The organism is Symploca atlantica LB2515 (genome assembly GCF_052546295.1).
The window spans coordinates 1,669,630-1,691,684 of sequence record NZ_JBQWMT010000001.1 but is presented as its reverse complement, the minus strand read 5'-3'; the positions used below and the strand labels follow the sequence as shown (position 1 = coordinate 1,691,684).

Below are 22,055 nucleotides of genomic sequence, written 5' to 3'. Positions count from 1 at the left end.
TGAGGTTTTTTCTATGTCAAATTCTGCCTTTGAGAAAGTCACTGTTCCACCGATGGATGAGTATAACCGCAAATTGGTTAACTATGTCCACCCACCAGATTGGGTAAATCCTAAGCCAGTTGATTGTTACGATTTAGTAGTAATTGGTGCTGGTACTGCTGGATTAGTAGTCGCAGCAGGTGCAGCGGGTTTAGGTATTGGTTTAAAAGTTGCCTTGATTGAAAAACATCTTATGGGTGGGGACTGCTTAAATGTCGGTTGCGTGCCTTCTAAGTGTATAATTCGCTCTTCTCGCGTCGTTGCTGATATTAGGGAAGCAGGAGCATTTGGTATTCATACCCCAGAAAACATTGAAGTCGATTTTCCTGCTGTCATGGAGCGGATGCGCAGGTTAAGAGCTAATATTAGTCATGTTGATTCGGCTGCACGCTTTCAAAAAATAGGAGTTGATGTTTTTTTAGGGGAAGGCAATTTTTCTAGCGACGATATGATTAAGATTGGCGAGCAAAATCTCCGGTTTAAGAAAGCCGTAATTGCTACAGGCGCTCGGGCGGTACGGCCCTCGATTGAGGGCATAGAAGAGACGGGTTTTCTTACTAATGAAACGGTTTTTTCTCTGACAGAACGCCCCAAACGTCTTGCCGTAATTGGTGGTGGCCCCATCGGTTGTGAACTAGCTCAATCTTTCCAACGTTTGGGTTGTGAGGTGGTGCTTTTCCATCGAGGTTCTCATATTTTAAATAAAGAAGATGCTGATGCCGCAGAAATTGTTCAACAAGTTTTGGTACGGGAAGGAATTCGCCTAGTACTCGGTAGCAAAATGCAGCGTGTTGCTAAGACTAGTGAGGGTAAGACGCTTTATTTTACCTCTTGTAGTGGTCAGCAAGAGTCGATTACAGTGGACGAAATTTTAGTCGGTGCAGGACGTGCGCCTAATGTAGAAGGACTCAATTTAGAAACAGTTGGGGTAGATTACGACCAGCGAAAGGGAGTCATAGTGAATGACTATCTCCAGACAACCAACCCCAAAATTTACGCTGCTGGTGATATCTGCATGGATTGGAAATTTACCCATGCTGCTGATGCTGCGGCGCGGATTGTAATTAAGAATACCCTGTTTTCTCCCTTTGGCTTTGGCAGATATAAACTAAGTGATTTAGTGATGCCTTGGGTAACCTATACTTCTCCAGAAATTGCCCACGTTGGTATGTATGAAGATGAAGCACAGAAAAAAGGTTTTGATGTTAGTACTATTAAGATTGACTTTGAGCATGTAGACCGGGCAATTGCTGATGGTGAGACGGAAGGGTTTGTTAAAATACACCACAAAAAGGGTTCGGATCAGATTCTAGGTGCAACAATTGTGGCTCGTCATGCTGGTGAAATGATCTCGGAAGTGACTACGGCAATTGTCGGTAATTTAGGTTTAAGTAAGCTCTCTAGTGTGATTCATCCTTATCCTACTCAGGCGGAATGTATTAAAAAAGCTGCTGATGCTTATCGCCGTACGTTACTCACGCCGACTAGTAAGCGACTGTTGGGATTACTTACCAAGTTTTCCTAGTAGTTAGGTAATACTTTGCTCTCAGCATGCCTATGCCTATGCAGTAGCTTTACGCTACCACAAAAACTTGTATCCGCCGTCAACTACTAAATCATCAACTCACCTGACTAGGTGGGTTTAGTTTTTCTTGCCCCAAATTTGAGTCTGCAGGCGTATATTCCCTTGAGCAAGATGTATATTGCTCTGGTTCTTGGTAAACAATTGCTATTGCCGGGAACTTAAGACATTACCTATGCGTCTTAATGTCAAATTAAACTTATACATCTTTCAACTTTATAGAAGCTTTAAACAAGTAATAAGTCTCTTATCTTTTATTTAAAGATTTCATATTCAATTGGTATTGAAAGGTGTAAAAATATTTTTTGTGATTAAAAGTTAAACTCGCAAAATAACAACTATTTCTTAGATGTGACAGATATTTAACTGAACACCATACCTATCATTTAGTTTAGTAATAGCTAGAATAATGAGCAGAAAATGTTTGCGATATCTATAGATCTTACAGCAAAAATAATCTATTTTTCGCAAACTCAAAAAATAGTTTATCTGATTTTCAGGGGCAATTGCAGTTAGATAAATCATGGTTTATCTAACTAACATCTATTCCTTTACTGTTAATGTTTGTCTTTGAGGAGATAGAATGCCCACTTTTACTTGGACTGGAGCAGCTGCTGATAACTCCTGGAGTAATCCTGCAAACTGGGTTGATGAGCTTAATAACAATGCGGTGCCTGGAGAGTTGGACATTGCCATTGTCGATGTTGATGTCAACGTCACCACAGATGTTGATATCAACGTAACTCAATTGAACCTCCTTGCAGGCACCCTCAACTGTATAGGAAACACTAACTGGAGTGGCAATTTTGACGTTGCAGAGAATGCCGGCATTCAGTTGAATGGAGAAAGCTATACCTTTGGTGCGGGTGTCAACTTCACTGGCTTAGGCTTACTGGAAGTTGTCAGTGGAGAGTTGGAAATTGCTGACGAAGTTAGCATTAAGAGTAAGTTCAAGAGTAACGCCAACGGCAAAGTTAAAGTTAAAAACAAGCTTAAACTTGAAGGCGATAGCGAAATCAACGGCCAGTGTGAACTGGACGAAAATGCTAGCCTGGAGTTAATTGGCGAGAATCACATCCTAGCTGCTGGTAGTGACTTCATCGGTAATGGCACACTGGATGTCATCAGTGGCAACGTTAATGTTGATAGTGACATCAGCATTAAGAGTAAGTTTAAATCGAGCACTAACAGCCAACTCAATGTCAAAAGCAAGCTCAAGCTAGAGGGTGACAGTGAAATCAGCAGCCAGTGTGACTTGGCAGATAATGCCAGCTTAGAGTTAATTGGCCTGAATCACACCTTAGCTGCTGGCAGTGACTTCACTGGTAATGGCACACTGGATGTCATCAGTGGCAACGTTAATGTTGATAGTGACATCAGCATTAAGAGTAAGTTTAAATCGAGCACTAACAGCCAACTCAATGTCAAAAGCAAGCTCAAGCTAGAGGGTGACAGTGAAATCAGCAGCCAGTGTGACTTGGCAGATAATGCCAGCTTAGAGTTAATTGGCCTGAATCACACCTTAGCTGCTGGCAGTGACTTCACTGGTAATGGCACACTGGATGTCATCAGTGGCAACGTTAATGTTGATAGTGACATCAGCATTAAGAGTAAGTTTAAATCGAGCACTAACAGCCAACTCAATGTCAAAAGCAAGCTCAAGCTAGAGGGTGACAGTGAAATCAGCAGCCAGTGTGACTTGGCAGATAATGCCAGCTTAGAGTTAATTGGCCTGAATCACACCTTAGCTGCTGGCAGTGACTTCACTGGTAATGGCACACTGGATGTCATCAGTGGCAACGTTAATGTTGATAGTGACATCAGCATTAAGAGTAAGTTTAAATCGAGCACTAACAGCCAACTCAATGTCAAAAGCAAGCTCAAGCTAGAGGGTGACAGTGAAATCACCGGCAGTTTTGATCTCGCAGAGGGAGCTACGGTAGAGTTTTCTGGGGGAACGCACAACCTTGATAGTGGCACTGCCTTCACTGGTACTGGCTTGGTGAAAGTCACAGGAGGCATCTTCAATGTCAATGAAACGATTAACGTCGAGAAATTTGAACTGACAGGTGGTACTGTTGTTGGTCAAGACAAAATTATCGCCAATATCTTTGTTGAGAATTTTGGCTTAACCCTTGGTGAAGGGAAAGACAAGGCAATCTCTAACGAATTCCTGGAGGTTACCGATGTCAATGCTACCCCGGATCAAATTGTTTACACTCTGACTACCTTACCGGCTGAGGGTACTCTGTTACTCAACGGTGCCGCTTTGGGTGTTAATGGCACCTTCAGCCAAAGTGACATTAACAACGGTCTAGTGACTTATCAAGATGGCGATAGTGATGCCCCTGGCGACAGTTTTGGCTTCACTGCAACTGCTAATGGTCAAGAAATTACTAGCAGCAGTTTTGCCTTCACCATCGGTTCAGTTGCCGAGTTCCGAGATACGGGAACTGCTGGCATTTTTGCTTTTACAGAAACCAGCACCTCTGCCACACTGCAATTTAGCGTCGATACTAGCAGTATTCCTAGTCTCCACAACGAGATTGGCGTTTTCAACGTCGATGATGACCAAGGCACTATCGATGGTATTGCACCTGGTGAAGATGGTTATCTGCAAGCCGCCTTTAACAGAGCTAAAGTTATCAACTCAGTTCTTGCTAACAATCCCAACGGTTTCCAGGCTGTTGCTCGTCTGTTAGGGTTTGAATCAACTGACCGCTTAGGATTTTACCTAGTACAAGATGGCACTACGGATACAGTGCTAGCGGAGTTGGCTGGTGGGGGAACACCAGATAATGTCTCCTTCTCGACTTCTGGCAGTCTAGAGGTTGCTAACTTCTCTTCTACTGGTTTCACTCTACAGTGGTCAGAAAACGTAGCGATTAATGTTGAATCTGTAGTTGAAGACTCGACGCCCGGTACAGGAGTTCAAGGCGAAACGCAAGGCGAATTACTAGATTTACGTGATTTTACTGGTCAAGTTTCAGCTAGCTATACAGTCCATCGGGAAGCCGACTTCGACAATGTTGCTGGCTTTTATGTCGTACAAAATGAGCAGGGAGCAATCCTTGATGAGCTGACTGGCCAACTGGTTAATCCTGGTGATGAGGGTTATGGACAAATTGCCATCAGACAGCGCCTTGATCTAGAATTATCTGTCGAAAATCAGGGTACGGTCAATATCTCCAGTCAGTTGGATGCTGGTGTACTTTTGGCTCCGTTCCTCATGGTCGATGGTAGTCTGGATGATTTCCAGAGTTCTGGGTTTAGCCTGTCGCAGTCGAGTAGCGAAGTCTACTTTGCTTTCTTAGGAGCGAACTCGGATGGCGCTGACCACATTACTTTGCTGGGAGACAATCAGTGGGGCTTCGAGGATTTGCCCAGCGCTGTTAGTGATAAAGACTATAACGATCTTACTATCACTCTCAATCTGGCAGTAGCTTAAGCGATCGCTAATTGCTTATCCTCTTGAGGGTTTGAGCATTAATACCGAAGGGACACGATATATCGTGTCCCTTGCCTGTTTGTCGGGTTTAAGGAGTCGGTTCTCTTAAGGGAGCATTATTTAAGTCATGCCGCTGTTTAGACAACATTTGGTAAACCATGAGACGACCACGGTTGATACCGCCTAGGGGTCGGTGTTCTGGCAAAGAATGCCAAGGAGTATAAGCAAGATTTTCACAGAACTTCATTTGCTCATCAGAATCAAAACTCTGAGGAGGAATTTTAATAGTTGCTACCTTGATATAAGGTGAATTCCATCTAATCGTTGGATTTTCAATCGGCATTTTTACTGGGTCAGTCTGTAACTGAACCATAAAATCAAAACAAGCTTCTTGGTTCTTTAAATACTCGACCATTGCCTCCCTAAGGTAATTTTTTGACTTGAAGAAAGGTTTGATTTTTTGGGAAGTAGTGGTTGGTCTTGCCGAAAACTGAATTGCTTGCTCTCCTAGCTTATAAGGCGTAGTACTCCAGTATTGAACTAGTAAAGGATTAACAACCTTTTGTACAGCAGTTGCCACAAGAATATATAATTCCCGCAAACGCCATTGAACAGGATTAAAGCTGGGAAAGAAAAACTTGAGCGGAAATCGAGACTTTTGCAATGCACTAAAAAACTCAACGTAGTCTGGTATGTTGCCAATAAAAAAAAGTGGGTAGTTGATCATCAAAAAGTCTTGGGTTTTCTGTTCGTCATCCAACAACTTTTCACCATCCACCTCCATCAGTTTAACTGCCATCCCCCGCCCATCCAATTTGGTATCATCCTGCTCTCTGCTATTAGAGAAGCGAATCCAAGTGGGGAAACTACGTGGCTCTCGAAAAACACCAACTCTGAGATTTTCTGGTAGGTTATCTTCAACAATAAATTCTGCCTTGACACAACCATGATGTTTAGGATGCTGGGCTCGTGGTACTGGTTTCTTCTCTGTTTCCAGAAATGATTTAATGTGAATATCAGTAATTTTCTGGAAAGCTTCTTCCTCGCCAGGGACAGCATGTTCCTTGCCAAGTTCTAGTTTTTCTAGTGGGTTTTGCATAGGTTTCTCCTGAAAGGTTGAAGTTACTTAAATAGACATCAAGTAACGAAATGCCCTAATACCTGGCAAGAAAAAGTAAGCCCCCCCACGAACCACAACAAATTCTGGAAGACCAGTTAAACGCTTTCTGACTGGTGTTGCTTGTTCCGTAAAGGTGACCTCTAAGCCTAAATCTCCAGGATGGCGATCGCCAATTAAAGGATCGGTATCACTGTACATACCACTAAATTTCGGGTTGTTAATCCAGGTTTGCTGGACGAACTCAAATTGCCGAGCAATATTGGCATTGACGCAGATGAAGTGTAGCCCCCGTTCTCCTGAACTGTCGCCCTTGAGTAGTTCCTGCGGTTCCAGTGAGGCAGCTATCGGTTTACCATAGGTACGACCCCGGCGGAGCAGCCGATGTGTTTTATTAACGGCGATGGATTTCTCTGTGCCTGGTTTGGGGTCTAGGGAATCACGGGGATTGGAACGGCGAATATGAGCACCTAAAGGACATTTCAAGCCGTGGGGGTCTAGGTGATGATAGGCAAAATCATTGTTATTTTCTAAGGATGGGTCATCTTGGTCTGGTGATGTTACCAGGGGTGTACCGCTTGGCCATCTTCCCACTATTTTCGATGCTAATTTGAGACTAGCTTCGGGGTTACTGGTGCCTTCCTGTTCTTGGGTTACTTTGTCCAGAAAATGCCAGAATTCTTGGACTTTTTGACCAAGTTGTCTAAAAACAAGATAGCTGCCGTTGCGCCCCAGATCGTGGTTACCAGAACCTTCTGAATCTTCGGGTAGAATACTCTGCTGGTCTTGTTGGGCCTTCACCATGGGTCTTTCTGTATACAGCCCGTACTCGTTAGGGTAACCAAGAATAAATTCTCCAGCTTTGACCGTATTATCTGGCGATCCGACCCTGCTGAGTCCTTCAATAGTCGGTTGCGATACGCCGTCTCGAAAGCCAAAGTGTTCCCGAAATCTGCCCTCTTCGTCCATCAAAGTAAAGGTTTCTAGTTTCAGGATTTCCTCAACGCCTCCACTAGCAAAGTCTTGGGCGTAAGCTTTGTAGAAAGTAGCAAGTTTGGCTTGATCAGTGGCATAAAGCATCAGTAAGATATCTACTGATGTCGTGTTGGGACCACCCCACTCCCACAACTCAGGGGCACTTTCTCCGTGATCTCCCAGAATGCGACGGCGATAGGGTTCACTCATACCCTCCCGAAATTCAGGGGAGAACGTGGTCAAAATTTGCTCGTTTAAGCCTAAGCTTTTTAAGCCTTCGTAGGTGAAGGCTATGTTGAGGCAGGTTTCTGATGGTCTCTCTTGACTATTTTGGAGTTGAGGGGCTAGGGTACTAAGCCACTGCTTAGCTGCTTTGGGGTTCTCAATCTTTAGTAATACGAAACGAGCAGCGAGAAGCTGAGAATACCCACGTACGATCAGCCCTTGAATATCGTTGAGTTCGAGGGTGGACATAGCGCTAGTAGTTCTTAAGAATTTAACGGGATATGTAGCATCTTCTTGGTCTGGAAGTTTGGCTCAAAATCGGCGTAGCCACTCCTCTGTTTCTGGTTGGTTGAGGTGTTGGGAAATTCCGGCGCGAATCTGGGCGTTGTTACCAATATTTACAGCCGTAAGTTGGGGGTAGGCGGTATACCAAACCTGCGTAACAATCTGGTGTTGGCGAATAAAGGCTTTGAAGGCTTGCTCATCTTTAGCACCATCCAAAACCAGCCAACGGGTTTTGGGATAGCCAACGCCATTGCTAAAGACAGCATTCAATCCCCAGGCAACTTTGTTAATAAAGTCGTTCATGTAGCTTTCTAAGCTACCGTCGTAGTTGCTGCAAAACAACAAACGTCGCCCTTCATCGATGATGATCCACCGGGCAAAGTGGATGGTGTCCACGCCGTCTAGGCTAAGTAAGTCAATACCTGCCAGGTTGCCTTTATTGAAGATATGTCGGCAGGTAAAATTAACTAGCCAGAGGAGTACCCTGACCGTGATCTGCCGAAACCAACCGGGCTTGATCAAGCCAACGGCACTAAATTGATTTTGCACCACGTGGTCTTCGCGAAGGGCAAGATTACCTCTTTCTTGCTTGCTCAACCTTAAGTCATTCTCCTGGGCATCTTTGGTTTCCTTATAGCGCAGGATGGCAAAGAATATCGGAGAAATCAGCAGGAAAGTAGGTAATAAAGCCAGTATGAGTAGAGTACCGAACAGGAAATGCAGCGTTTCCTTAACTCGCCACACCAAACTGGGTTCTGCGGCCGGATTCTCGGCCCAAGTTAGAGTTTTCTCTCCTCTGATCAAGTCCTGGATTGCCTTGCGAATATCCTTCGTACTCCAATCCCACCAGCGATGTTTTGTTTGTTGCTGATCTAGAAAGCTTTCAATTTGGTCGCGTAGTTTGGCTTCTTGGTGAATCTGCTTTACAGGACGACCAACGGTGTTAACGTAGAAGGCTTGGCTTTTAATCTGATGAGCGCGAAGATAGGCTAAGCGACTTTGCCTAGTCCTTTCACCCGCAATCGGATATCCTTCACAGTGACTAAAGATCTGATCTATGCTTTCCCCTACCACCTCAACGAGTTCTTGAAGATGTCCTTCTAAAGGTGCATCAATATTGCTGGAAAAGACTAGGCTAGGTCTAAGGATGTTTCCTTTAAGGTCTTTTGCTTCTTCGAGAATCAAAAATCGCGCAAAGTGAATCTTACTCAGCTTTGCCAAGGGAATAATTTTATTTTGTCCGATATCTTCGCTAATTAAACCCAACAAATGCTTGAGAGCATTGATCTCTCTCAGTTTGATCTTAGCGATTACTGTCAGTGCTACTTGATGTGTCATAGAGCCACCTAGATAAATGCGGCATTGTATTCATCAATTCACGCTAATCTGGAGCATTATTTAAAATTCCAGGATGAAATTGAGTAGCCGTGTTTTTCCCCAGTAGGCATTGCCTAGATAAAGACACGGTGCAACCTCTCGTATTTCGTCTCTAATTTGTTGAGCGACAAATGATGTTTTAGAGTAGTCCAGAATGATCGATTGTCCATCACTAACCCAGCTATCTCCCATGTAGATTTGAGCTTTGATTAAATGAATCTGGAAAGGGGTAATCTTATTGAGCAAGTACTGTTGCTCTCGATGAAAGACTTTGCCCCGCCAAGCTATCGACTTAATCAGGGAGGAGAGACCATTACTGAAAGATGCTCCAGGAGCAATAATCGCTGTACCCTGGCTATCACCGTCAGGGATTGTACCCGGAAGACTGTTTCTATACAGTTCATCCAGTTCGGCTTGCGACATTCTCATCATATCGGCTGTGGTAACAGTCATTTATTATTGCCTCATTTATTTGAGTTTAAGTTAATCAATCTATTCTGAATCACCGCTCATTTAGTCAGATATATTCTATATTCTGCGATTTTTAAAGACTTGACAGTACCCTTAAGGGTGATCTCACTTTAGGGATTACCAGAAATAATAGTGACAGGAAGCGGTACTCACCATTCCAAGATCAGCAATCATAATTGGGCAATATCTCGCACCTTAGCTTTGCCCTCAATCTGACTCCAAGTCAGGAGTTACTTGACTATGTAACCAATCTTAAACTTTTAATTCGTGACCTACAATAGTGATACCTCATTACTTTGAGGATTTCCGTAAACTTCAAAAAAGTACAAGCTTAATAATGAAAATCTTTGATGTCACAACGCTGCTACCCAAGCAATAGTCGATTCTGCAAAAATAGAAAAATAGTTTGACGAAAATAATTATTCTTTACGGTTTACGAAATGTTACAAACTTCCGGTTTATTTGTTACTAGAGGTGAGGTCTAACAAAAGTTACATCTTGTCAAAAATATTCAGTAAAAACTTCTAGCTTACCAAAGGAGAGTTGAATAGTGCTAAAATTTTTGACTTCAGTCCTAGAGAATACATTTCCTTGGCATAAACTGCCCGTACCCCTAGCACTGCTAGAATTAATTAAGTTCCGCGACGACCTGCGGGAAAAAAATCTCCACGATACGTCAAAGTTGCCCACAGAAGCGGAACAACCAGCGCCAAGTCCTGGCGATCGCCATTTAGTTACTCGAACCGCAGATGGGAGTTTTAATGACCTTCAAGACCCCAAAATGGGGATGGCGGGTAGTCGCTTCGGACGTAATGTGCCGCTTGAATACGCCTATCCCAACGAAAAGAATTTACTAAACCCCAATCCGCGCAGCGTTAGTCGGGTGTTGATGACGCGAGATGAATTTGTACCAGCTACTACCTTAAATCTACTAGCTGCAGCCTGGATTCAATTTCAGACCCACGACTGGTTTTCTCATGGCAGCAACCAGCCAGATCATAAAATTCAGCTTCCCTTAGAAGCAGATGACCCCTGGCCAGAGGAATATCGACCTCTGGAAGTCAAAAAAACCTCAACAGATGCCACACGTACCGATGGCAATAAACAAGGACCACCAACATATATTAACCATGTCACCCACTGGTGGGACGCCTCACAAATCTATGGCAGCAACCAGGAAACCATTGATAAACTACGTACCCACGTAGACGGAAAAATGATCATCGGTGAAGACGGCTTATTGCCCGTCAACCCAGAAAATGGCATTGATTTAGCCGGATTTGATGATAACTGGTGGGTTGGGCTGAGTCTGTTGCATACTCTTTTTATCAAAGAACACAATACTATTTGTGAGCATCTCCAACGCGAATATCCCGAATGGAAAGACGACGAACTTTTCAACCATGCACGATTAATTAATGCGGCTTTGCTGGCCAAAATTCATACTGTTGAATGGACTCCCGGCATTCTGGGGCATCCTGCTTTGCAAATAGCGATGAGTGCTAATTGGTGGGGTTTATTGGGTCAGCAAACCAAGAAAATTTTCGGGCATATTGGCGATACTGAATTGCTTAGTGGCATCATTGGTTCTCCGAAAGATCACCATACTGCTCCCTACTATCTCACGGAAGAATTTGTATCTGTGTATCGGATGCATGCCCTAATGCCAGATGAGTTTGAATTTTATTCAGTTAAAGATGGCAAATTTTTGCTTAAGGAAAATCTTTTTGAGGTTTCCGGTAAGCGAAGTCGGGCTTTAGTAGAAAAGCTGGAGATGCCGGATTTATTCTACTCCTTTGGTATTACTCACCCCGGAGCAATTACACTGCACAATTACCCGCGCTTTTTGCAACAGTTAGTTAGGGATAATGGCGAAGTTTTTGACTTAGCTGCTGTTGATATCCTCCGAGACCGAGAACGGGGCGTTCCTCGCTACAATGATTTTCGGGAACTTATCGGCCGGGGTAGAGTTACCTGCTTCGAGGAAATTACTGATAAGCCACAATGGGTTAAGGAACTGCGCCAAGTTTACAACAACGATATCAATAGTGTAGACCTCATGGTTGGCATGTTTGCCGAAAACCCACCAGAAGGCTTTGGTTTTAGTGATACTGCTTTTCGGATCTTCATCCTGATGGCCTCTCGTCGGCTGAAAAGCGATCGCTTTTTTACTAACGACTACAGGGCAGAAGTTTATACCCAATTTGGTCTTGACTGGATAGACAATAACGGTATGTTAACCATTCTCAACCGACACTATCCCACTCTAAGTCCTGCCTTATTTGGTGTCGAAAATGCCTTTGCTCCTTGGCGACGTTTGGGAGCGTCTGTCAAATGAGTTAGAGAACTTTAGTACTAAGAAACATGGTGGCGGTAAGTGGCTTGATCAGGAGACAACCGCCTTAAATCTAAGGTCGCTAATGTCAACGGAATCAGGAATAGTTGTCAGTGAACAATAAAACAAGTAATAACTGATAGCAACCCTTTGCCGCCACTTTATTAACGGGATATCAAACAATGAAAGAAATTAGTAAGTTTTGGTCGGGTGCTTATGAACTACCACCTTTGCCCGCAGATTACGAATCCTGGAGTGCTTCTAAAAAACAGGACTTTCTTTGGCAAGAGAGGATTTTAAAATCTCAATATGATCAACTGCCACCTCTAGAAAAAATTGATGTTTTAGGTTTATTTGTAACAATTTTAAGCATCAAAATGGATCGTTTAGCTGATGAAGCTCCTCGTAAGTGGAAAAAAGCTATTCATGCCCACGGAAGTGTTGCCAAAATCAAGTTTGTGCCTGCTACTAATAGCCCTTTTACTGGTTTATTTAAGGGAGCTGATTCTGGTCTATTACGCTTATCAGTAACTGCTGATCCAGCAGATAGAGGTTTTGCTCCTGGTTTGGCACTCAAGCTTTTTGTTGATGGCAAGCCTTCCGAAAATTTCTCTGCTTTAGTTTCGTTATCGGGTCAAGGGAATAACTATAACTTTTTTGCTCATGAATTATCTAATATAGTTTCTGAAGAAAAAAGTGTAGGGCCTAAACTGATTAACTTAATTTTTAGTCGAGTCAGCAAATTTCCTAGAAAATTGTATTTGCAGGGTTTTGGACAAGTTGACCAAAAGGGTAATCAGGAGACCAATCCTAATTATCCTTATCGCCTTTTTCTCGCACCCAATCCTGATCTCCAGTTTCCGGAAAGCCCACCCCACGACTTTAGAAATGACCTGGCTACCATTCCCTCTGGAACATTATTATTCTCAGTTTATGCTGTAAATCCTCAGCAAGTTGGAGATGATGCGGCTAATAAAGTTGCTGATGCTGTGGAACAGTCTGAATACCGCCAAAAAGCTGAATTAATTGGGCAGATTGTCACAACGTCTGAGTTTGTTTCTTCGTTTTATGGTGATAGTTTGTTGTTCTTTAGACACCAGCGTTTTGCTAATCGATAGTTTGTGATTTAGTGGCGGGAGTCGAAGTTGCAGCAGGCAGTGGAGAGCACTCAAAAACATCTATACATTTATAATTGTGAATAGGGGACTTGAGGTTTTGAGTGCGCGGCTAGGTAGGTGTTTTTTCCAGCTAGTGGGAAAATATGCTTGAATCGCCCTCTGGCTGGTAATTTGAACCTCTCGATCCTAAAAATTCTGCCGCGCAATAGCTAAAATGCTTAATGTATATGGGTTAAAGCTGATATTTCTGATCAGGTCTTGCCGAACCCTAAGCCTGAAATGCTATAATTTTTCTCAGGCGCGCAATCGTACCTTGAAAACTAAATACAGTGAAGGTTTCAGGAGTCCGGCCTCGAAATTACCTATAATCCCTATTAGGGATTGAAACGCCTCAGGGACACCGAGAGCGGCTAGAACTAATAGCTCGAAATTACCTATAATCCCTATTAGGGATTGAAACATTGGCTTCAAAGCGCTTTATTGATGCCTCGACCTCGAAATTACCTATAATCCCTATTAGGGATTGAAACTGATTCGAGATATCTTTAGGTGTTGTTGAGATTGCCTCGAAATTACCTATAATCCCTATTAGGGATTGAAACTGCTGTTTGGCCCCTGGTAGCCGCCAGGGGCTAAACTCGAAATTACCTATAATCCCTATTAGGGATTGAAACGATGTAGAGTGTCCCCGAATCTCTCGATTGAAGCTCTCGAAATTACCTATAATCCCTATTAGGGATTGAAACGAATAAGTAAACTATGCCACAGCTAACTGAACCTCTCGAAATTACCTATAATCCCTATTAGGGATTGAAACTCAAAATTAGGACTTTGCTTAATGGTGTTGTCGTAGATCTCGAAATTACCTATAATCCCTATTAGGGATTGAAACATTAATGAAGCTACTGGAGAAGCTTATGCGACTGCTCGAAATTACCTATAATCCCTATTAGGGATTGAAACATCAACCAAGATGATGATCTAAGGTTGAATCGCGGCGCCTCGAAATTACCTATAATCCCTATTAGGGATTGAAACTCCAGTAGCTTATGTCTAGTCGAGTGCACATTTTTTCTACCTCGAAATTACCTATAATCCCTATTAGGGATTGAAACAGGGAGGTTCTGGGATGCTGTGCCAGCAAAGAAAAAATCTCGAAATTACCTATAATCCCTATTAGGGATTGAAACTATGGCTTTCTCCAGTTCATCGAGATATTTCAATACCTCGAAATTACCTATAATCCCTATTAGGGATTGAAACCCATCCAATAAATGGACTCGCCAGTCGGGCTAAACTCGAAATTACCTATAATCCCTATTAGGGATTGAAACCTATTGGATCGCTCATGGGTGCCAGAGGATGTAATTCTCGAAATTACCTATAATCCCTATTAGGGATTGAAACACATTATTTGACAACAGAGAAGTAGCGCCAAAACTCTCGAAATTACCTATAATCCCTATTAGGGATTGAAACCTGAGGTTCTGAAAGCGAATCTCATAGACATTTACTCGAAATTACCTATAATCCCTATTAGGGATTGAAACACGCCAGAGGGTAAGGATACCTACTATCAGCTAAACGGCTTGATAACTCGAAATTACCTATAATCCCTATTAGGGATTGAAACTACTGTTATTTATTTGCCCCTTCACGCCGCTCATTGTCTCGAAATTACCTATAATCCCTATCAGGGATTGAAACCTGGGGTGGCTTCGACTACTTGGCTGTGAATTTCTCGAAATTACCTATAATCCCTATCAGGGATTGAAACCCTAAATATCGCAAGTGTGGCATCGTGGCGCTTGTTCCTCGAAATTACCTATAATCCCTATCAGGGATTGAAACATGGTATGGGCAAGGGCTTTGAATCCATGGATAACTCGAAATTACCTATAATCCCTATCAGGGATTGAAACGGGAGAGAAATTAGCCACTAAGGCGCGGTTGATTCTCGAAATTACCTATAATCCCTATCAGGGATTGAAACGAGCCGCTTCCTTTTGACACTGCCCGACCTTCCCCTCGAAATTACCTATAATCCCTATCAGGGATTGAAACAAATAAGATATACGACCAAGGGAAAAACATCATGATTTCTCGAAATTACCTATAATCCCTATCAGGGATTGAAACACGGATTACCCCCAAAAGTGTGACGGATTGGTGACGGCTCGAAATTACCTATAATCCCTATCAGGGATTGAAACTTTATCTAGTAACTGCTTGAGTTCTCCTAAAAAAGGATGGTTCTCGAAATTACCTATAATCCCTATCAGGGATTGAAACATCTCACTGTCTCGCGGCTTAGATTTGGGCTTTATCTCGAAATTACCTATAATCCCTATCAGGGATTGAAACAGAAGGAATCGGCTCAACATGCCGTCGGGGTCTTGCTCGAAATTACCTATAATCCCTATCAGGGATTGAAACATGATATCTGGACTCTTTTGTGTCCCATCGCTTCTCGAAATTACCTATAATCCCTATTAGGGATTGAAACAGAGAAAATGCCCTCATGAGAATCTAACTCTCGCTCTCGAAATTACCTATAATCCCTATTAGGGATTGAAACGACTAATGCCTTCATACTCACTACCTACTCACCAGACTCGAAATTATCTATAATCCCTATTAGGGATTGAAATTACGAGAAAAATAAGTAATATACCCACCATTAGGGCGAGGATAACTAACCTTGCCAATAGTGCCAGCACTACCCATTTGATGACAACAAGCATCTAGTGAACCTGGGAGTAAATCAGGCATTGCTTCATGCAACTGACTCAAAGAAACTGGGTCATTTTGATGACTAAGAAAATCTAACACTCGCTCTCGAATATTGAGCGAAGTATTGGTATAAAGTAACTCTTCAACGGCAGTTAAGGCAGTCTCCGGAACCGTAACACAGGAGTAGGGATGATTTTCTAGTAGAGACTCCAATTCAACAATCCACACCGTCGAAAGTCCTGGTACATGACTAGCAATACCCTGAATGTACCCAGTAGTAGCACCCTCTCTTCCCATAAACCCCAAATCAATACATACTCGCTGGCGGGGAGGATAAGTGTAGTGTGGAGTTATAGAAGTTTCTGTCTTTTGCATCTTTATCAACAACACCCATTAATATTGACATACTTTAACACTCCCGTAAGTCCAGCTAGACTGCAAGCTTCTCAACTAATCTAGTTACAGCAGTGCATCAGTGTGTTAGGTTGTATTCACTAATAAAGTATCTCCCATCAAAAATTAGAGCAGTGGGTGCGGCATAACCTCATTAGCCTAAGTGTTAGACTGCAAATCCGGTACAACTAATAGTTATACCGATGGATTGTGGGTGCAGCTAGCATTGGTATTTTATCTATTTGTTTTATGAACTATTTATGAATAAAGCACTGCAATTTGCCTTCCCTTTACTGGTAAGTTGTTTCACTTTTTCCGGTGTCGCCCAAGCTTTACCTGACATGACATCCGATGCCCTTGATGCTTGGTTCCAACGCAATCGCTCGATTGAAATAGCAAATGGCACTGCTCGCTTGTCCGTCTTTTTCAATGCCCAAGGCAATGTTGAAACAGAGATAATTGACTACCGCCCAAAATGCTATCTCTCTCCTGACTGTTTTGGAACAGTACTTTTTCAAAAAGTGAATAGTTCAGGTGGACAAATTGAGGGAGGGGCTATTTCAAGTGGAGACAATCTCATCAAAAATTTTTGGGGGCAAAACATTTTAGATGATTTCAAAACGTCAACACTCGTAGAAACTGTCTCTGATAGCGGTCCAAAAAGATGGTATCAGGGTAAATTATACAACTACGAGACATGGCATTATACAGACCAGACAATTGTCCATTTTGGTGTTGTATCTAAGAAATCTGCTCAGGCTAAACGGATTCAAGAATATAAATTATGCATCACAGATCCAACTAGTTGTGACCCCTAACTAGTGACCTTACACGAGACAATTTTGGAACGATTTGAGCTTATCAAATAGAAATGTTGACGCTCTTAACTTTTCTATTAAGTGAATCACCGAACGATAAAATTATGCAACTCATCAAATCTGCGACAGCACTCGCTATTGCTTCTCTGTCTATATTTTCAACACCTGTCCTTGCTCAAACAAACCAAGAACAATGGGTAGACTTTGGTAGAACCAATGGCGGTGAAACACTCAGGTTAAACGAAAAAAGCATTGAGTTTGAGATGATGCTGACTGACGATTCTCTCAACAATGAAGATGGATTCTATGACGACTTACCAAAAATAAAAGTTGTGGCATTTGATTACAGCATTGGAGGCAGGAAAAGAAGTGCATACACCAAATCCTGTAACAGTGGCAATTTGGCTGCTAACCCAAACTGGAAAACCTTCACTACTTTTATAGACTATTGGCCTCAATATTTTCTGGTTGAAGCTGACAGTGTTGCTAGCCAGAAAATGTTACAACGGGTTTGTACTTTAAGTTTGTATGAACAATAATTGAGCAAAAAATGAAAATGATAGAATCTCTGTACCGTAGACTTGGCTTAACTGTTTTAGCTAGTATTACTTTATTGAGCGTGGCATTTCCTGTTTCTGCGGAAGTTCTAGAAATCAAGTTACGCCAAAACATGTCATATCAGGATGCAAAAACTTTACTGGTAAATGCAGGTTGGCAGTATGCGAGTTTACCAGCTTATGGCTATCGTGAAACCGATCAAAAAGTCATCTCAGAGTGCTTCGGAGAAGTCAAAATTTGTAATGAGTATCCCGAACTATCAGCATGTAGTGGTCAAGGATATTGTAAGATGTCATTCTCTGACCACTTTGGTAATGTTTTATCGGTGACAACTTACGGGTCACTTACGAGTAAAGAGCTTCTTGTCATTGGTTGGAGCCTGAGCTCGGAAGAAGCCGATATCAGGGAATCGCGCTAGTAGTATTAACCTGCTGACCTCAATCAACTACTCACCAGGTGGCGCAGCAGAAGCTAAAGCTGTGGAGCCCTTAGACAATACGGAGAGGACTACAGTTTTACGTCACAGCCATGGGCTAGTCGAAGGGGTATCTGGATTCTCGGTTTTAAGAAACACTAAGGATTGCAGCATTTCTAGCACTTAAGCTGTTACAAGTGATACCCAACCCCCAACTGGGTTGATTGCGAGATTTCAAAGTTTTATTAACCATGACAACAAAAAAGCCTCAATATGTGCTTTCTTTAGACCTTGGCACCACAGGCAACCGCGCTATTCTTTTCAATTCTGAAGGAAACGTCGTAAGTCAAGAGTATAAGGAACTAACCCAGCATTACCCCCAACCTGGCTGGTTAGAGCACGATCCTGAGCAGATTTGGCGAGATACTCGCCTGGTAATGTATGAGGCATTGGGTGATGCAGATATTTCCGCCTCACAAGTAGCCGCAATTGGTCTAACAGTTCAACGGGAAACCTGCCTGCTGTGGGATAAAACCACAGGCAAACCCCTACATAATGCGATCGTTTGGCAAGACCGCCGTACCTCTGCCGTGTGTCGTGAGTTAATTGAGCAAGGTTATGCCCAAAAAGTTCAAGAACATACAGGACTAGTTCTGGATGCCTACTTTTCTGCCACAAAACTAGCTTGGCTGCTGGATTGGGTACGGCAGAACCAACCTGATACTAACCTGGATAACGTTTTAGCTGGCACAATCGATACCTGGGTTCTCTGGAATTTGACGGGAGGGCAAGTCCATGCGACAGACCACAGCAATGCTAGCCGCACCATGTTGATGAATCTGGCTAAAGGGGACTGGGACACGGAACTTTTAGATTTATTCGGTATCCCTGCCCAGATGATGCCCCAGATTAAGCCGAGTATGGGCATGTTTGGCAATACTGACCCTGACTTGTTGGGAGCTTCGATTCCCATCACTGCTATCTTCGGTGACCAACAGGCAGCACTGTTTGCTCACGGATGCGATCGCCCCGGCTTGTTAAAATGCACCTACGGCACTGGCTGCTTCTTGGTCGCCCAGACAGGCAAAGAAATGACGCGATCGCAAAATCGACTGCTCTCAACGGTAGCTTGGAGCAAAGCAGGGCCAGAGGGTGCCATTGATACCAACTACGCCCTAGAAGGAGCCATGTTTACCACAGGAGCCTGCATTCAGTGGCTGCGGGATGGTATCAAGCTGATCAACTCGGCACCAGAAACAGACGCATTAGCGCGTCAGCTAGAAGACACAAATGGTGTCTACTTTGTACCAGCTCTGAGTGGCTTGGGTGCACCCCACTGGGATATGAGTGCTCGTGGTGCATTCCTCGGCATTACAGGAGGTGTTCAACGAGAACACATGGTTAGAGCTGTCCTAGAATCGATCGCCTATCAAGTTAAGGAAGTGGTAGATGCGATGAACAAGGACGGTGATACGGCAATTGCTCGCCTTAAAGTCGATGGTGGTGCCTCTCAGAATGATTTCTTGATGCAGTTCCAGGCAGATGTTCTCGGCATCCCAGTTGAGCGTCCTGCCTTCATTGATGCTACTGCCCAGGGAGCTGCGTTTGGTGCTGGTTTAGCCGTGGGCTTCTGGGAAGATTATGACCAGTTGGTGGCGACAAGCAAGGTGGGCAAGGTTTTTGAGCCAGGAGAGGGTGCGGCGACAGCCCAGGGCAATTTTGTGATGTGGCAAAAAGCTGTAGAACGGGCTAAACAATGGACTGATTGATAGTCATTAGCTCGCCATAGAGCTTAAGAGCGATCGCTTCTTCTCATCCCAGGTTAGCTAGGGAAACAATACTTGATTTTCTACTGTCTTGAGATCTGTAAGCAAGCGATCGCTATTTAATAAATGCTTGCATCAAATAAGGCTTTTAGATAAAAATCCGGAAATTACTTGCTTGGTTTCGTAAAAATCATTGTATTCAGCATCAGCAATATTAAAAATATTTATTTCCTAAACTTGCTAACTACAAATGAAAATTAGTAGAAGATTTTTCCTTGGTTTTGTTTCCGCGATGACCTACGGATTATATGCCAAGGGCAATGCTCAATCGCTGCTGAGACCTTCTAGTAGCAAAATTGTGATTAATCAAGTGGGTTATTGTCCCGGAAGAACCAAAGCTGCTTTCCTGATTAATCTAGACAATCCTACAAGCAACCAAGTCAAAATACTTGATGCAAAAACGCGCAAAACTGTTTTTGTTACCCAACTGGGACAACCTTTAAAAGATTCAGCAAGTCAAGACCTGATCCAAACTGTTGATTTTACTGATTTTAATCAAGAAGGTAGCTATTACCTCAAACTAGGTAATCTTGAGTCCTCTGTTTTCCCAATTGGCAGGAAGATATATCAAGATGCCTTTACCAAGCTGCTGCGTTCTTATTATCTGCAAAGATGCGGCGTTGCTATTAATGATCCCGTTACTGGCATTAATCATCCTCCCTGCCATTTAAGCGACGGCATTATTGCTCATCAAGACAACTTTCATCAAGCTGGTGAGTCATTATCTGCCACAGGTGGTTGGCATGATGCTGGGGATTTTGGCAAGTACGTCGGCCCAACGGCGGTGACTGTTGGTCGCTTGTTAAGTTTATATGAGCAATATCCCAGCTTATTTAGCGATCGGCAACTAACTATTCCTGAGAGTGGTAATGGTAGACCAGACTTACTGGACGAAGTCAAGGTGGGACTGGACTGGATGCTGAAAATGCAAAGGAGGGACGGTGCTGTCTACCGCAAGTTGTCGGGGAAAAACTGGCCCGGGGAAATTATGCCCAATGAAGACACACAGCCCAGGCTTGTCTATGGTATCTCCACACCAGAAACTGGCAAGTTTGCTGGGGCAATGGCAATGGCAGCAAGAGTTTATGCTCCCATAGATTCAGGTCTTGCTCAAAATTATTTGCAAGCAGCCCGGAAAGCTTGGGATTTCCTGCAAAGGCAACCCTCAATGAAAGTGGATTGGTTTGAAGGGGATGATAGTGGTTCTGGTAAGTACCTAGCCTCGGAATGGGATCCGGAAGAGTCCTTAAAAACGGATCAAGACGACCGTTTATGGGCAGCAGCGGAACTGTTGATCACCACAGGCGAGGATACTTTTGAGCAATACTTGTCTGAAAATCTACCCACCTTTGACTATACTCTGTTTGAATGGAAGGACCCTTCACCACTGGCAATGAGTAACTATTTAATGCGAACTGGTGGTAAAGGTTCAGAAGACCTGAAGCAGCAAATTAAGCAGAAATTAATCGGACGGGCGGATGCTTTGCTGCAAAAAGTTAACCGCAGTGGCTATCGTTTGGCTATTGATAAATTTGTCTGGGCATCTAATAAGATGGTAGCCGAAGAGGGAATTACTCTGTTTTATGCTTATCAACTAACTGGCAACAAAGACTACTTAAGAGCAGCCTCTGACCAGGTAGATTATTTACTGGGAAGAAATCATTTTAATCTCTCCTTTGTTTCTAGTGTAGGCACTAATGCAGTACAGCATGTTCATCACCGGATCGCCCGTGCAAAGAGAGTAGTTATCCCAGGTCTATTAGTCGGTGGCCCTAATACGGATGCACAAGATGATATTGCGCCTAAAAGTTTGGGTCCTCTGAGTTACGTAGACGATGAGCGGTCTTATGCTACTAATGAATATGCAATTGATTACAATGCTTCCTTAATTGGATTGATGGGGATGCTGATCGGAGAAGCTTAACTGGATGCCCAGAAAATAAGGTAAGCTCTCTTAAGAGGAACTTGATTAATCAGGTCAGTAAACCTGTGGCAGCTTTTTCAGTTCGATAAATAATAACTTCACCAAGTCTTCACATTAAATTCACCGAAGCTAAATAATAAAACTCCTTTCAGAATTCATAATGTAGTTAATAGATTCATACACCCGACGTGACCGCCCTCAGCTACCCACTGAGGGTTTTCGCTTTTATAGACATTAAGTAGCACCCCTACTTAATGGAGAGGTGCAGATTCTTTCCTCAAAGTTTTACAGAAGCTTCTGCAAAACTCAACTATTAAAATATTTTCAGGCTTGGTGAAGATAGTTCTTAGTGATTTGCCGATATAGACGAATCTATAGCCTAAGTTTACGAGCAGATCTTTTTGCTGAATCAATAT

The 22,055-nt window shown here is 43.1% G+C and carries 13 protein-coding genes and 1 CRISPR repeat array; of the genes, 9 read left to right on the top strand and 4 right to left on the bottom strand.

All coding sequences use genetic code 11. The features are described from left to right. Positions 1–13 precede the first annotated feature (13 nt). A complete protein-coding gene (locus ACT7WV_RS07180; RefSeq protein WP_445102250.1) occupies positions 14–1,564 on the top strand; it encodes a mercuric reductase in 1,551 nt (516 codons plus the stop codon). A 640-nt stretch (positions 1,565–2,204) separates the two neighbouring features. Then, positions 2,205–5,069, top strand: coding sequence for a cadherin-like domain-containing protein (locus ACT7WV_RS07175; protein ID WP_445102249.1), 2,865 nt, complete (start codon positions 2,205–2,207; stop codon positions 5,067–5,069). An 88-nt stretch (positions 5,070–5,157) separates the two neighbouring features. On the opposite strand, the gene ACT7WV_RS07170 is transcribed toward ACT7WV_RS07175, so the two are convergent. The 4 genes from ACT7WV_RS07170 to ACT7WV_RS07155 form a co-directional block, all read right to left on the bottom strand. Beyond that, complete coding sequence (locus ACT7WV_RS07170; RefSeq protein ID WP_445102248.1) at positions 5,158–6,168, bottom strand: catalase family protein; 1,011 nt, start codon at positions 6,166–6,168, stop codon at positions 5,158–5,160. A 27-nt stretch (positions 6,169–6,195) separates the two neighbouring features. Next, positions 6,196–7,635, bottom strand: a complete 1,440-nt coding sequence (locus tag ACT7WV_RS07165) for a Dyp-type peroxidase (protein WP_445102247.1) — start codon at positions 7,633–7,635, stop codon at positions 6,196–6,198. Between the two features lie 63 nt (positions 7,636–7,698). Beyond that, complete coding sequence (locus ACT7WV_RS07160; protein WP_445102246.1) at positions 7,699–9,009, bottom strand: hypothetical protein; 1,311 nt, start codon at positions 9,007–9,009, stop codon at positions 7,699–7,701. A gap of 60 nt (positions 9,010–9,069) precedes the next feature. Beyond that, a complete protein-coding gene (locus tag ACT7WV_RS07155; RefSeq protein WP_445102245.1) occupies positions 9,070–9,501 on the bottom strand; it encodes a hypothetical protein in 432 nt (143 codons plus the stop codon). Between the two features lie 568 nt (positions 9,502–10,069). Between ACT7WV_RS07155 and ACT7WV_RS07150 the strand changes: the two genes are divergently transcribed. The 7 genes from ACT7WV_RS07150 (at position 10,070) to ACT7WV_RS07120 (ending at position 21,639) form a co-directional block, all read left to right on the top strand. Next, positions 10,070–11,857, top strand: coding sequence for a peroxidase family protein (locus ACT7WV_RS07150; protein WP_445102244.1), 1,788 nt, complete (start codon positions 10,070–10,072; stop codon positions 11,855–11,857). A gap of 179 nt (positions 11,858–12,036) precedes the next feature. After that, entirely contained in the window at positions 12,037–12,972 is a 936-nt protein-coding gene (locus ACT7WV_RS07145; protein WP_445102243.1) for a hypothetical protein, read from the top strand. A 351-nt stretch (positions 12,973–13,323) separates the two neighbouring features. Beyond that, a CRISPR array of direct repeats spans positions 13,324–15,623; the repeat unit is 37 nt; unit sequence CTCGAAATTACCTATAATCCCTATTAGGGATTGAAAC. A gap of 735 nt (positions 15,624–16,358) precedes the next feature. Beyond that, positions 16,359–16,916 (top strand): hypothetical protein, encoded by a 558-nt coding sequence (locus tag ACT7WV_RS07140; RefSeq protein WP_445102242.1) that lies wholly within the window; start codon positions 16,359–16,361, stop codon positions 16,914–16,916. A 53-nt stretch (positions 16,917–16,969) separates the two neighbouring features. Further along, the gene (locus ACT7WV_RS07135) at positions 16,970–17,455 is read left to right on the top strand and encodes a hypothetical protein (protein ID WP_445102241.1); all 486 of its coding nucleotides are present in this window, start codon (positions 16,970–16,972) and stop codon (positions 17,453–17,455) included. An 11-nt stretch (positions 17,456–17,466) separates the two neighbouring features. Next, positions 17,467–17,892, top strand: coding sequence for a hypothetical protein (locus tag ACT7WV_RS07130; protein WP_445102240.1), 426 nt, complete (start codon positions 17,467–17,469; stop codon positions 17,890–17,892). 248 nt (positions 17,893–18,140) lie between these two features. Further along, on the top strand, positions 18,141–19,658 hold the full coding sequence (gene glpK, locus ACT7WV_RS07125; RefSeq protein ID WP_445102239.1) for a glycerol kinase GlpK: 1,518 nt from the start codon (positions 18,141–18,143) through the stop codon (positions 19,656–19,658). Positions 19,659–19,947: 289 nt separating this feature from the next. Further along, positions 19,948–21,639 carry a glycoside hydrolase family 9 protein gene (locus tag ACT7WV_RS07120; RefSeq protein ID WP_445102238.1) on the top strand — a complete coding sequence of 564 codons (1,692 nt, stop codon included), beginning with the start codon at positions 19,948–19,950 and terminating at the stop codon, positions 21,637–21,639. Positions 21,640–22,055: the final 416 nt, after the last annotated feature.

Bases quoted from the DNA above. Each gene is read 5' to 3' on its own strand.
- ACT7WV_RS07180 (WP_445102250.1), top strand. From the start codon at position 14: ATGTCAAATTCTGCCTTTGAGAAAGTCACTGTTCCACCGATGGATGAG.
- ACT7WV_RS07175 (WP_445102249.1), top strand. From the start codon at position 2,205: ATGCCCACTTTTACTTGGACTGGAGCAGCTGCTGATAACTCCTGGAGT.
- ACT7WV_RS07170 (WP_445102248.1), bottom strand. From the start codon at position 6,168: ATGCAAAACCCACTAGAAAAACTAGAACTTGGCAAGGAACATGCTGTC.
- ACT7WV_RS07165 (WP_445102247.1), bottom strand. From the start codon at position 7,635: ATGTCCACCCTCGAACTCAACGATATTCAAGGGCTGATCGTACGTGGG.
- ACT7WV_RS07160 (WP_445102246.1), bottom strand. From the start codon at position 9,009: ATGACACATCAAGTAGCACTGACAGTAATCGCTAAGATCAAACTGAGA.
- ACT7WV_RS07155 (WP_445102245.1), bottom strand. From the start codon at position 9,501: ATGACTGTTACCACAGCCGATATGATGAGAATGTCGCAAGCCGAACTG.
- ACT7WV_RS07145 (WP_445102243.1), top strand. From the start codon at position 12,037: ATGAAAGAAATTAGTAAGTTTTGGTCGGGTGCTTATGAACTACCACCT.
- ACT7WV_RS07140 (WP_445102242.1), top strand. From the start codon at position 16,359: ATGAATAAAGCACTGCAATTTGCCTTCCCTTTACTGGTAAGTTGTTTC.
- ACT7WV_RS07135 (WP_445102241.1), top strand. From the start codon at position 16,970: ATGTTGACGCTCTTAACTTTTCTATTAAGTGAATCACCGAACGATAAA.
- ACT7WV_RS07130 (WP_445102240.1), top strand. From the start codon at position 17,467: ATGAAAATGATAGAATCTCTGTACCGTAGACTTGGCTTAACTGTTTTA.
- glpK (WP_445102239.1), top strand. From the start codon at position 18,141: ATGACAACAAAAAAGCCTCAATATGTGCTTTCTTTAGACCTTGGCACC.
- ACT7WV_RS07120 (WP_445102238.1), top strand. From the start codon at position 19,948: ATGACCTACGGATTATATGCCAAGGGCAATGCTCAATCGCTGCTGAGA.